This window comes from Pedobacter sp. MC2016-24 (assembly GCF_015223055.1).
Lineage (GTDB): Bacteria > Bacteroidota > Bacteroidia > Sphingobacteriales > Sphingobacteriaceae > Pedobacter.
On sequence record NZ_JADFBX010000024.1, the window covers coordinates 1 to 13,723 of the forward strand.

General features: G+C 40.9%; 11 protein-coding genes. All 11 read right to left on the bottom strand.

Annotation, left to right across the window (positions count from 1 at the left end):
• Nucleotides 1-44: 44 nt before the first annotated feature.
• Nucleotides 45-221, bottom strand: coding sequence for a histone H1 (locus IM797_RS27310; protein WP_194130401.1), 177 nt, complete (start codon nucleotides 219-221; stop codon nucleotides 45-47).
• A 270-nt stretch (nucleotides 222-491) separates the two neighbouring features.
• Nucleotides 492-1,733, bottom strand: coding sequence for an aminotransferase class I/II-fold pyridoxal phosphate-dependent enzyme (locus IM797_RS27315; protein WP_194130402.1), 1,242 nt, complete (start codon nucleotides 1,731-1,733; stop codon nucleotides 492-494).
• A gap of 169 nt (nucleotides 1,734-1,902) precedes the next feature.
• A complete protein-coding gene (gene ftsZ / locus IM797_RS27320; protein ID WP_194130403.1) occupies nucleotides 1,903-3,537 on the bottom strand; it encodes a cell division protein FtsZ in 1,635 nt (544 codons plus the stop codon).
• A 129-nt stretch (nucleotides 3,538-3,666) separates the two neighbouring features.
• Entirely contained in the window at nucleotides 3,667-5,028 is a 1,362-nt protein-coding gene (gene ftsA / locus IM797_RS27325) for a cell division protein FtsA (RefSeq protein ID WP_194130404.1), read from the bottom strand.
• A gap of 73 nt (nucleotides 5,029-5,101) precedes the next feature.
• Complete coding sequence (locus IM797_RS27330) at nucleotides 5,102-6,013, bottom strand: cell division protein FtsQ/DivIB (RefSeq protein ID WP_194130405.1); 912 nt, start codon at nucleotides 6,011-6,013, stop codon at nucleotides 5,102-5,104.
• Nucleotides 6,006-7,361 (bottom strand): UDP-N-acetylmuramate--L-alanine ligase, encoded by a 1,356-nt coding sequence (gene murC / locus IM797_RS27335; protein ID WP_194130406.1) that lies wholly within the window; start codon nucleotides 7,359-7,361, stop codon nucleotides 6,006-6,008. The genes IM797_RS27330 and murC overlap by 8 nt, the downstream gene beginning before the upstream one ends.
• A complete protein-coding gene (gene murG / locus IM797_RS27340) occupies nucleotides 7,361-8,476 on the bottom strand; it encodes an undecaprenyldiphospho-muramoylpentapeptide beta-N-acetylglucosaminyltransferase (protein WP_194130407.1) in 1,116 nt (371 codons plus the stop codon). Before murG ends, murC begins: the two co-directional genes overlap by 1 nt.
• Before the next feature lie 23 nt (nucleotides 8,477-8,499).
• Nucleotides 8,500-9,666, bottom strand: a complete 1,167-nt coding sequence (locus tag IM797_RS27345) for an FtsW/RodA/SpoVE family cell cycle protein (RefSeq protein WP_194130408.1) — start codon at nucleotides 9,664-9,666, stop codon at nucleotides 8,500-8,502.
• Between the two features lie 3 nt (nucleotides 9,667-9,669).
• Nucleotides 9,670-11,013, bottom strand: a complete 1,344-nt coding sequence (gene murD, locus IM797_RS27350) for a UDP-N-acetylmuramoyl-L-alanine--D-glutamate ligase (protein ID WP_194130409.1) — start codon at nucleotides 11,011-11,013, stop codon at nucleotides 9,670-9,672.
• Nucleotides 11,013-12,266: a phospho-N-acetylmuramoyl-pentapeptide-transferase gene (gene mraY / locus IM797_RS27355; protein ID WP_194130410.1), complete on the bottom strand. Its 1,254-nt coding sequence runs from the start codon at nucleotides 12,264-12,266 to the stop codon at nucleotides 11,013-11,015. The genes murD and mraY overlap by 1 nt, the downstream gene beginning before the upstream one ends.
• Nucleotides 12,266-13,723, bottom strand: coding sequence for a UDP-N-acetylmuramoyl-L-alanyl-D-glutamate--2,6-diaminopimelate ligase (locus IM797_RS27360; RefSeq protein WP_194130411.1), 1,458 nt, complete (start codon nucleotides 13,721-13,723; stop codon nucleotides 12,266-12,268). Before IM797_RS27360 ends, mraY begins: the two co-directional genes overlap by 1 nt.

The window sequence follows — 13,723 nt, forward strand, 5'->3', positions numbered from 1 at the left end:
GCGTCTCGAATTTCTTCGGGACGCTTTTTCATAAAGTAAAGCTTTTAAGCTTTATTTTTTGTGTCTTGAACTTCCAAACGAATAGCCTGAGCTAAGTTTTTAAGATCTTGCATTCCTTTACGCACGCGGGTTCCAGCGGCGCTGTTGGCTTTGTTGTAGAATTTATCTGCATCAGCCTCTAAAGATGCAACCAGTTCTTTTACCTCGTTAAATTTTTTCATTGTTAGTTTTACTCCTTTAGTTTTTAGTTTTTGATTAATACTCTATTACTAAAGTAAGTTGTTTATTTCAAATAATGAATTTTTGGAATAACAAAAAAATATTAAAAAAACCTGTTTTTTTCCACATTACAGCACGTTATGAACAAAAAACAAGACGAATAAAACAGCCAACACACTTCAAATCAAGTATTTAAAAACAAGGATAAAATAAAACCGCCCTTTAAACGTATTAAAGGGCGGTTTTTTAAGGCTTTTGATTCTATTTTGGCACTAAGCCATTGAAAACTGGTTTTCTTTATAGTAACCACTTTTTAGTTTCTCAGACACCTCACTGAAGGCATCTAATGTGCGCTGTACATCTTCTAAAGTATGAACTGCCGTAGGTATTAAACGTAGCTCGATTAGGCCCTTAGGGATTACCGGATAAACTACAATGGAACAGAAAATACTATAATTCTCACGAAGGTCCATAGTCAAAGCTGTTGCTTCCAGCAATTCTCCTTTCAAAAATACTGGTGTTACCATGGTATTGGTCACACCGATATCAAATCCACGTGCTTTTAGTCCGTTCTGTAATGTAGTGGCAATATTCCATAAACTTGTTCTCAGCTCAGGGTTATTTTTAAGCAACTCTAAACGCTTCAATAAACCAATAACCATTGGCATAGGCAGCGCCTTTGCGAAAGTCTGAGAACGCATGTTATACCTGAAAAAATTGGTAATTTCTTCACTGGATGCTACAAATGCTCCAATGCCGGCCATTGATTTGGCAAAAGTACCAAAGTATACATCCACGCCATCTATACAATCCTGTGCTTCGTGTGTACCTGCCCCAGTCGGCCCCATTGTACCAAAGCCGTGCGCATCGTCTATTAACAAACGGAAATTGAAGTCTTTTTTCAGATCAACAAGTTCTTTTAATTTACCCTGGGCACCTGACATACCGAAAACACCTTCAGTAATTACCAGGATACCTCCACCACTTTGTTCTACAAGTTTGGTTGCTCTTTCCAGTTGTTTTCTTGCACTTTCAATATCATTGTGTTTATAAACAAAACGCTTACCCATGTGCAGACGTAAACCATCAATGATACAAGCATGCGACTCTGCATCGTAAACCACAACATCATTGCGGTCAACCAGGCTATCAATGATGGAAACCATACCCTGATACCCGTAATTCAATAGAAATGCGTCTGGCTTACCTACAAATGCAGCAAGCTCCTGCTCCAGTTGCTCGTGGTATTTAGAATTCCCTGACATCATACGGGCGCCCATAGGATAAGCCATACCAAAATCAGCGGCACCTTGCTCATCTGCTTTTCTTACTTCCGGATGATTGGCCAGGCCTAGATAGTTGTTTAAGCTCCAAACCAAATGCTCTTTGCCACGAAAATTCATATGTGGTGCGATGTCACCTTCAAGTTTAGGAAATGAAAAATATCCATGAGACCATTTATGATGCTGCCCGATCGGGCCCATATGTTTTGCTATCTTTTCAAAAATATCCAATGTTATATGTATTAATAGTTATTATTTTTTTGTGTAAAGTTAAGGTTAATCTGCCTGACATACAATATACTGTACGCATTGCCGATCCAGGGTGCTACCTGCCATTATGATGCCAAAAAAGCCTTAACAGTATTATTGTTAAGGCTTTATATTTTATATGCAATTTATTTTAATCAACATTATCGTGTAAAAACGAATTATTAGGTCTGATTTCAGTAGAGCCATCTTCATCGCTACTTAATGTAAATCTGGATACCTGTGATTCAGAAGAATGTTGTACTTGTTGCAACTGCATTTGTTTACGTTTGTAAGCAGGCTCATTTTCCAGTTCCTGTAAACCATTACTGGTGCGAAGTTTCATACTCAAATCTTTCAGTCTCAAAATCCTTTCTTTTGATTTTCTCAGCTGATCTTCTATAGAGTCATCATTCTTATCGTCATCCAAACCTGGCAAAGCAATTTCTTCCCTTTGAGGCACCACATCATTGTTGAAAACTGTTGCCGGCGTTTCGAAAACAAAATCAGTTTCTGCTACTTTGATTTCAAATTCGAAACCAGACTCTTTTGGGTTTTCAGCAATCGGGGCTTCTTCCTCAACTAAAGAATGTCTGACTACAACATTTTCTGGTTCCTCTGTTTTTAGTATACGCTTTCCGTTAAACAAATCGCCAAAAAGATCTGACTGTTTCAATTCTTCTTTCGCTCTTAAAACTGGTTCATTTGAAAAGTGTTGTACTTTTGGTTCAATGAATGAGTTCACAGGCTCAATGGGCTTTACCAATGGGGCCTCCTCAGGAGTCAGTAAAGAAACTTTTCTAACGTTCTTTTTCTCCTCATCACGTTGTTCCTTAGTCTGGAAACCAGTTGCAATAATGGTCACAGACAGCTTGTCTTCCAGATTCTCATCAATACAGTTACCCCAGATTAAATCAGCAGAAAGACCTGCTTTATCCTGAATATAATCGGTAATGATGGTCACCTCATCCATGGTTACTTCACGTAATCCGGAACTGATATTTAAAAGGATATATCTTGCACCTTCAATCTCACTGTCTTTCAACAGCGGAGAAGCCAATGCACCTTCTACTGCATTCAAGGCCCTGTTTTCACCATCACAAGCGAAACTACCCATGATCGATACGCCACTGTCCTTCATTACCGTACGCACATCCTTAAAATCCACGTTGATATAACCTGGAACAGTAATGATCTCGGCAATGCCTTTAGCTGCGGTAGTCAAAATATCGTCGGCCTGAGAGAAAGCAGAACCCAGTGTCAGGTTACCGAAAATCTCACGAAGCCTGTCGTTAGAAATCACTAGGTAAGAGTCAACGTATTTCCTCAGTTCATCCAAACCGTCATTGGCCTGCATTTTACGTCTTTTACCTTCAAAAGCAAAAGGCGTAGTTACAATAGCCACGGTTAAAATATCTAATTCTTTAGCTGCTTTAGCGATGATCGGACTGGCACCAGTTCCTGTTCCACCACCCATACCTGCTGTAATGAACAGCATCTTAGTCGTGCTGCCTAACATTTGCTTGATGTCGTCTATATTTTCAATAGCCGAATTTTTACCTACTTCAGGAATCGAGCCCGCACCCATTCCCTCGGTCAAACTTGCACCAAGTTGTACCTTATTGGGAATTGGACTGAACTCCAAAGCCTGGGCATCTGTATTACAAATAATAAAGTCTACACCAGTAATTCCTTGACGGTACATATGGTTTACCGCATTACCACCACCGCCACCAACACCAATTACCTTGATGATTGATGACTTATCTTTTAACATTTCAAACTGCATATCTTTATGAATCAGTTGTTTAAAAATTCGTTTTTCCTGTTCATCTCGCTACGTAATATTAACACTTTTTCAACAGTCGTTTTCCACAATTGTTAAGAATGTGGAAAAATCGACTTTTGTGGAAAACTATTACGGTTTTATATAATCTTCATCACTAACATTCATGTCGTCTTTGATGAAATCTTTGGTTTTAGCGAGCAATTTATCAAATAATCCACCACCTGTACGTTTGGCTTTTTCCTTAGTTGTAGCGGGTCTTTCCACATATACACCAGGTTGTTTCAACTCCTCCAATAATTCTTCAGCTTTCTGTATACCTTTGATCAACAAACCAACACTCGTTGCATACATTGGGCTCTTCAAATCATCGTAAATGGTTTTAGGCATGTCTTCATATTTAGACAAATGCTCGTTCGGATATCCTACGCGGCAATCTAAACCCGTCACATACTCCACCAATTGAGACAGATGTTTTAATAAAGCACCACCACCAGTAATTACCACACCACCAATCAATTTTTTCTCGTATCCTGAAGACTTGATTTCATAGTAAACATGTTCTATGATTTCTTCCATCCTTGCCTGAATGACATAAGCCAGGTTCTTCACCGAGATCTCTTTCGGCTCCCGGCCTCTTAATCCTGGTACACAAATGATTTCATTTTCTTTATTTTCTTCAGCGAGCGCCGATCCGAATCTGGTTTTCAACAATTCCGCCTGATTTCTCATGACAGAACAGCCTTCCCTGATATCTTCTGTTACACTGTTACCGCCAAAAGGGATTACAGCAGTATGGCGAATGATTCCTTCATGAAAAATTGCAATATCGGTAGTACCACCACCGATATCAACCAATGCAATCCCTGCTTCTTTTTCTTCGTCGCTCAACACCGATTCTGAAGAAGCCAAAGGCTCTAATATTAATTCCTGAGTTTGCAACCCGGCATTGGTTACACACCTCATGATATTTTTCACCGCAGTAACCTGTCCGGAAATGATATGGAAATTCGCTTCCAGACGTACGCCGGCCATGCCAATTGGGTCTTTTACGCCCGGCTCATTGTCTATCGTGAATTCCTGAGGCAAAACATGGATGATTTCTTCTCCTGGGGGCATAACCAGTTTAAACATATCATCAATTAATTTGTCTATATCCTTCTTACTGATTTCGCTGTTCAATTCACGTCGGGTTAAAATCCCCCGATGCTGTAAACTTTTAATGTGTTGTCCGGCAATACCTACGTTAACAACGCGAATTTCCACATTAGATTGCCCACTAGCCAATTCAACAGCCTGAGAAATTCCCTGTACTGTCTTCTGAATGTTAGAAACAACCCCACGGGTAACTCCAGCTGATTCCGCTTTTCCAATCCCTAATACTTCTATTTTTGCATGCTGCGTCCTCCGACCAACGATCACACAGATCTTAGTCGTACCGATGTCCAATCCAACAACTATTGGAGACTGAACGGTAGATTTTTCTTTGCCCATAACTATATTGATTTGTTGAGTTTATTATTGTTTTTCTGGTATCTGTATTTTATTCTAATTCTTTTATTCTTTCTTAAGGCCCGGCAGTTTCAGCATTTACTCCATTTCGCCGGTCCTCCTCCATCTGCTTTCGTACCTTCTCTTCAAATTCTTCTTTTGTCGCCTTCACGCTATCTTTTTCTTTAACAGGCTTTCCTGTAAGCGAGTCTATTTTATTCTTCTCGCAAACAACCTGGTTTGTATACTTGATGTTAATCGTTTTATAAGTTTCCCAACCCACCTTAGGCATGGCCTTTTTATAAAAGGCCAAAAGGTTTCTCATTTTCACCTCCAATGAATCCGCAGAGCCCAGTACAATACGCTGATTACCTACTCTCGGAATCAACTCAATATCATTCTTATCATTTACATAAAGCTGCTCGATCTGGGCATCCCACAGGGTATCCTTCTTAATAAATGCAGCCGTTTTATATAAATCTATCGCCAGTTTGGTTACCAGTGTATCTACTCTGCCTGTAAAATGCTCCATGATCTTACCATTTGCAGCCAGTACATTGGCTGTAAAATTTGGAGACACCGGCATCTTCAATCCATTTCGGTCTACATAAAAGTCTTGTCCGGCGGCATTGATCACCCTTAAAATAGGCTGACGCTGACGCACTTCAATTTCGATCACACCATCCATATCGGCATACACTTTTGCATAGGCGATGTAAGGATTATCAGTGATGCTTTTCTCTATCTTATGCAAATTAATATTGGTCAGTTTTTGCCCGATTAACTTGCCCTGACTGTGTCTTAAAATCGCATCAATCTCTTCTCTTTCGATAAAATTGTCAGCACCGGGTATCAATATCTTAACATTTGTACAAACCACTGTATCACGCTTAGCACCCACAAAACTCATGAGCACAACCAGGCCCACCAGGCAAGTTACCCAGGAGAAAAGTTTGAATATGCGCTTCCAGTTGATCCTTTTAAGCATGGCTCATAATGGCTTTAAGTGGTTGTATCAAGGTATCTATATCTCCAGCCCCAACTGTCAACAACAGTTCCGGATTTTTATCTTTAATTTTTTCAGGCAACAGTGCTTTGGTTGAGATTTCTTTTTGGTTTAGCGTAACCCGGTCCAATAACATCCGGGAGGTCACTCCCTCCAATGGCAATTCCCGTGCCGGGTAAATATCCAACAAGATCAAATCGTCAACAGTACTCAAAACCTTCGCAAAATCATCTGCAAAATCTCTTGTTCTGGTAAACAAATGCGGTTGAAAAACAACAGTCAGTTTCTTGTCCGGATACAATTGTCTTACCGCATCAAAACATGCCCTCAATTCTTCCGGATGATGTGCATAATCATCCACATATATTTTTCCAGGTGCATTTACATGGTATTCAAATCTTCTTTTAACACCTTTAAAACTTGCAATACCTGCTTTTATTTTTTCAGGATCAATACCCAGTTTCAACGCTACTGCTATCGCCGCCACCGCATTTTCTACATTATGTTTCCCGGGCAACATCAAATGGATGTCATTCAACACCTGTTGTCCATCCACATAATCAAATACAAACTTTGAATCCACAACACGAATCTGTTCTGCACGGATTTCCGATGTCCCGTTAACGCTATAGCCAATACCATGCTCCAAGGGCAAACCTTCTTTGATATACAAAGCCCCATTCGGTTTCAACTGAGCAGCAAACAAACGGAAAGACTCCTGCAAATGCGCAGCATCCCCATAAATATCCAAATGGTCGGCATCCATAGAAGTCACCACCGAAATATCGGGATGTAATGTCAGAAAAGAACGGTCATATTCGTCTGCCTCTACCACAACCACATGGTTATCATTAAATAGAAAATTACTGTTATAATTCGTAGCAATTCCACCTAAAAAAGCAGTGCAGCCAAAGCCACTATGTACTAAAACATGAGCAATGATTGATGAAGTTGTCGTTTTACCATGGGTACCGGCAACTGCTATGCAAAATTGCCCCTTACTGATGATACCCAATACCTCCGAACGTTTCCTGATCTCAAAACCCTCTGCTTTAAAATAGTGGATGATCTTTGAGTCACCGGGAATAGCCGGCGTATAAACAATTAAAGTGTTTACATCCTTTTGCTTAAATTCCGCTGGAATACCGGATACCTCATCTGCATAAGTGATCTGAATTCCTTCGTCTTCAAGGACACTACATAAATCAGTTCGCGTTTTATCATAACCACAAACCAGACATCCCCGTTTCACAAAATACCGGGCTATTGCACTCATGCCAATGCCGCCAACACCAACAAAATAAACGCGTTGTATCGTATTCAGTTCCATCAGCTCGCTCTCCCCTTTCCTGCAAGTTTAAATACCTCGTTTGCGATCAGCACATCTGCTTCAGGCAATGCCATCCGCCCAATCTCATCCGCAAAAGTTTTACTTCGCTCCTTATCGTTCAACAGGCTCAATGCTTCGGTCACCAAAGTATCCTCAGCAGAGCGGTCCGTAACCAGCAAAGCAGCATTATGCTGGGCCAAAGCCATTGCATTTTTAGTCTGGTGATCTTCCGCCACATTTGGTGAAGGAACCAGAATAACCGGTTTCTTTATCAAGCACAATTCTGCAATTGTTCCTGCACCTGCCCTGGAGATGATCAGGTCGGCCGCAGCGTAAGCCATGTCCATTTTATTCAAAAACTCCAGGATCCTCACATTCGGATGAAAGTCAGGTCCAAGACGCTCCACAATCCCCTTGTAATAAAATTTACCGGTCTGCCAGATCACCTGTACATCCTGTTCCAGGATTTCGGGTAAATGCTTTTCTATACTTTTATTCAGTGTACCGGCACCTAAACTGCCGCCAGTAACTAAAATCGTTTTTTTCAAAGGATCCAGTCTCAATAGTTCAGCCCCCGCATGGTGCTTTCCAATAACATCCACCACATCTTTTCTAACCGGATTCCCTGTTTTAATCAGCTTATCCGCTGGAAAAAATTGATCCATCCCATCAAATGCCACACAAACTTTAGAGGCACTTTTACCCAACCATTTATTGGTGATACCTGCATACGAGTTCTGTTCCTGAATCAGGTAAGGAATCTTTTTTAAAGAAGCAGCGAAAAGAATCGGACCAGAGGCATAACCACCTACCCCAACGACAACATCCGGTTTAAAATCAGCGATCAGTTGTAATGCTTTGCGGACACTTCCAAACAATTTAAACGGCAGATTCAAATTCTTCAGTATCGCGCCACGCTGGATTCCACTGATATTTAAACCCACAATTTTATAACCGGCAGCAGGAACCTTTTCCATTTCCATTCTGCCAGCCGCACCAACAAATAAAATTTCACAGCCAGGCTCCATGCGTTTTAGCGCATTGGCGATGGATATGGCCGGAAATATATGTCCGCCAGTACCGCCTCCTGAAATGATTACTCTTGTTGGTTTCATCTTTATATTTTTATACCTGTTTCTTATCCCATCGCAGGTATTTCACCTACAACTACTTTCTTACTACCTTGTTCTTCTACATCCCGGCTTACACTCAATATAATCCCAAATGCAATACTGGTAAAAATCATCGAAGTCCCCCCCATGCTAACTAAGGGAAGCGGAACCCCGGTTACCGGGCCTAAGCCTACTGCCACGGCCATATTCGCAAAAGCCTGTATGGTCAAACTAAAGCTCAATCCGGCAGCCAACAAGGCCCCAAAGGCCTTCGGGCTTTGTGTGACAATCCGTACACATCGATACAGCAATACCAGATAGAGCACAATGACTATTGCTGCACCCAGCATACCATACTCTTCTACAATAATGGCAAAGATAAAATCAGAGTATGGGTGGGGCAGAAAGTTCCTTTGTGTACTATTCCCTGGCCCTTTACCAAAAACACCTCCTGTTGCCAAAGCAATTTTACTTTGGTCTGCCTGATAGGTTTTATCGGAGTGTTGTAATTCGGGGTGTAAAAATGCATTGATCCTGGACTTATAAGTATCCCGTCTGGGCCCTAAAAAAGCAACCAGTAACAACAACACGAAGCCCCCGGCACAAACTATGGAGATTTGTTTAATGCTAATCCTGCCAATGATCAACAGCAATATACTCACACCAAATAACATCAGTGCGGTAGACAGGTTGGCTAGTGCAATCAACACAAAGACCGCACAAACCGAAGCCATAATTGGAATAAAAGCTTTCTTAACATCCTTGATATTTTCCTGCTTCCTGGTGAGCATTCGCGCCAGGAAGGTAATCAGTGCAAGCTTAGCCAAATCTGAAGTTTGAAAAGTCAGACCAATCAGCGGAATTTTTACCCATCTGGACGCGTCATTCAGGTTCGTACCAAAAATCAAGGTATAAAATAACAAGGGAATGGTGATGATCATCAGAATCTTCGAAATCCCAGCATAATATTTATAATCCAATAAATGGGCGACATAGATCATACCAATCCCCATCACCACAAAGATCAGGTGTTTGGTCAATAAAATCTTCTCTACAGTTTTTCCAGTTTTATAGGCATAAGTACCTGTTGCACTGTAAACTGTCAAGATAGAAATTAAAGACAAAAGGATAATGATCAGCCATATCCAGCGATCTCCCTTTGTTTTATCTAAAATCCCTTTTATCGAAATCATATCTTATAATTCTTTAACAGCAGCCTTAAATTGGTTACCGCGGTCTTCATAATTGTTGAACAAGTCAAAACTTGCACAGGCTGGCGACAGCAACACTGTATTGCCTTTTTTGGCCAAATGGTAAGCCACCTGTACAGCCTCATGCGCTGAGAAGGTATTGACGATGATCTCTACATCATCTTCAAAAGCTTCGTGAATACGCTTATTATCTTTACCTAAACATACAATAGCCCTAACTTTCTGCTTAACCATATCCTTCAGCATTTCATAGTCATTGCCTTTGTCAACACCCCCCATTATCAGGATTACATCAGCGCTCACGCTTTCTAATGCATACCAGGTAGAGTTCACATTGGTTGCTTTTGAATCGTTGATGTAATCAACACCCGAAATTTTAGCCACATGTTCTAAACGATGTTCCACATTCTTAAAATCGCCCATACTTTCTCGGATGGTTGAATTCCGGATGTCCAGTACCTTCGCCACTATGCCAGATGCCATAGAGTTATAAATGTTGTGCTTTCCTTGTAAGGCTAATTCTGTAATAGACATGGTTAATGGATCGTTTAGGTTTATATTGATGTGTATGTTGTTCGTCTCTAAGTAAGCTCCTGCTTCAATCTTCTTTCGGATAGAAAAAGGATAGGTTTTTGCATGAACCTTTGTACTCTTCAGTATTTTTAAGGTCTCTTCATCATCGGCACAGTAGATGAAAACATCTTCAGGCCCCTGATTCCTTGTAATACGCATTTTTGAAGCGGCATAATTACCCAGCTTATAATCATAGCGGTCCAGATGATCCGGCGTAATGTTTAATAAAACTGATACATCAGCTTTAAAATCATACATATCATCCAGCATAAAACTGGAGATCTCCAGCACGTACCAGTCAAAATCAGCTGTAGCCACCTGTGCCGCAAAACTGTTTCCGATGTTGCCTGCCAGACCGACATTTAAGCCTGCACGCTTCAAAATATGATAGGTAAGCAATGTAGTCGTCGTTTTACCGTTAGACCCCGTGATGCAAATTGTTCTGGCGCTGGTATAACGCTTGGCAAATTCAATCTCAGAGATCACCGGAATCTTTTTGCGTTTCAGGTCTTTCACAATCCCTGCAGTTTCTGGAATTCCCGGACTTTTAATCACTTCTACCGCTTTCATAATCTCCTCAGCAGTATGCTGTCCCTCTTCAAATCTGATGTTCAGTTCCTGAAGTTTTTCCTTATACCGCTGCGGAATCGCACCAAAGTCAGACACGAAGACCTCAAAGCCATTTTTTTGCGCCAGCATCGCTGCACCGACACCACTTTCTCCTGCTCCCAGAATTACAATACGTTGCTTTTCCATTACCGTAGTTTTAGAGTGATGATGGTAATGATCGCCAGCAAAATACTGATGATCCAGAACCGGGTTACAATTTTAGCTTCGTGATAGCCTTTTTTCTGATAATGGTGATGTAAAGGGGACATTAAAAACACCCTTCTACCTTCACCGAATCGTTTCTTGGTATATTTAAAATAAGAAACCTGGATCATTACCGATAAGATCTCGATCAGGAAAACCCCACATAAAATCGGGATTAACAATTCTTTACGGATCATGATCGCAAATGCTGCAATGATTCCACCGATAGCCAAACTACCAGTATCTCCCATAAACACCTGTGCCGGGTAGGAATTGTACCATAAAAAGCCAACACAAGCCCCAACAAAGGCACCCGCAAAAATCATAAGCTCGCCCGAATTGGGAATATACATGATGTTGAGGTAATCAGCTATCACGGTATTACCAGACACATAAGCCAGTAGGCCGAGCGTAATCCCAATAATCGCCGAGGTCCCTGTTGCCAGGCCGTCGATACCATCTGTGATGTTTGCTCCGTTAGACACCGCAGTAATGATAATCACCGTAATGAGGATAAAAACTAAAGCCGCATATTTTTCATAACCTTCGCCTAAAAACTTAAGCACCTTGGCATAATCAAACTCATTATTTTTATAAAAAGGAACATTGGTTAAGGTCGACTTCACATCCTGGGTATAGTAAAAACTTTCTCCCTTTTGTCGCAATACCATGGGCGCTTTGGCAGTGGCCTCAGTAACTCCAACCTCATCCACAGTTTGCCTAACCACAATATTGGGGTTAAAATACATGGTATAGCCAATAATTAAACCCAGACCAACCTGACCAACAATTTTAAAACGACCGGCAAGTCCTTCTTTATTCTTTTTAAAAACCTTAATATAATCGTCTAAAAATCCTACTGCGCCCATCCAAACCGTAGTAATGATCATCAGGATCACATATACATTCGTTAAATTGGCCAGCAATAAAGTGGGCACCAAAATCCCCAGCAAAATCATAATCCCACCCATCGTAGGGGTACCTTGTTTCTGCATCTGACCTTCCAGTCCCAGGTTCCTCACCGTTTCTCCAACCTGCATTTTTTGCAGATAGTCGATGATCCGTCTCCCATAAACCGTAGTGATAATCAAAGAAATAATGATAGCCAATGAGGTACGGAACGTGATGTACTGAAACAACCGCAGTCCGGGGAAATCATAATGCTGATTTAGATATTCAAATAGATAATATAACATTAGCTGATTAAGTTTAATTGTTCACTTAAAATTTCCTTATCATCAAAATGATACCTAACCCCATTAATCTCCTGATATTTCTCATGTCCCTTTCCTGCAAGCAAAATAATGTCGCCCGGTTTGGCCAGGTGACAAGCGGTTTTGATTGCTTCTCTTCTATCTACTATACTCAAAGTTTTACGTTTATTTGTCGGCGAAACCCCTTGTTCCATTTCCTCTACTATCGTTTGCGGGTTTTCCGTTCTTGGATTATCAGACGTCAGGATTACCTTGTCACTCCAATCGCATGCCACCTGTGCCATGATCGGTCGTTTGGTTTTATCCCGATCCCCACCACATCCAATAATGGTGATGACCTGTTCTGTTCCTTTTCTAATGTCGTGGATCGTACTCAATACATTTTGTACCGCATCCGGTGTATGTGCATAATCTACTATGCCAATAATGTTCTGACTGGAAGTGATGTAGTCAAAACGACCTTCAGCACCAGTCAAATTGCTTAGCGTGGTTAATACAGTAAATTCGTCCTGCCCTAACAATACAGCAGTTCCGTATACTGCCAGTAAATTATAGGCGTTGAATGAACCTACCAGTTTAAAAAATACGTCAGCATTGTTGATATCCAGATGTAAACCATTGAAACTATTTTCCACAATCTTAGCCTTAAAATCAGCCAGTTGTTTCAAAGCATAAGTCTTCTTTGTTGCCTTGGTATTTTGAAGCATGACCATACCATTTTTATCATCAGTATTGGTCAAAGCAAAAGTACCTGCCGGTAGTCCGTCAAAAAATGCCTTTTTAGCCTTAATGTAATTGTCAAAAGTCTTATGAAAGTCCAAATGATCATGTGTGATGTTAGAGAACACCCCACCTTTAAAACTCAGTCCCTCAATACGGTGCTGGACAACGGCATGAGAACTTACTTCCATAAAACAATAATCACACCCTGCATTTACCATATCCTGCAATAGCAGGTTTAAAGCAATCGGGTTTGGTGTAGTATGGGTTGCCGGAACTACCAAATCATTGATGTGATTGTCTACGGTAGAGATCAATCCAACTTTATAACCCAGTTCCCTAAATAATTTAAAGAGTAGCGTAGCAATGGTTGTTTTACCATTGGTACCTGTAATGCCAACCAATTGCAATTGATCAGACGGGTGCTCGTAAAAATTAGCGGCCATCTTACCTAAAGCCACAGCAGAGTTTTCTACCTGGATATAAGTCACATCCGGATGGATCAATTCAGGAAGTACTTCACAAACAATTGCCGTTGCGCCTGCATCAATGGTAGATTGAATGTATTGATGTCCATCAGACAAAGTGCCTTTAATTGCAAAAAACATGGTCTCCTTTTCAGCCTGACGCGAGTCAAACACCAAAGCACTAACCGCCCTGTTGGTTGTTCCCAACACCGTGGTTATTTTAATTCCATATAACACCTCTTGCAACTGCAT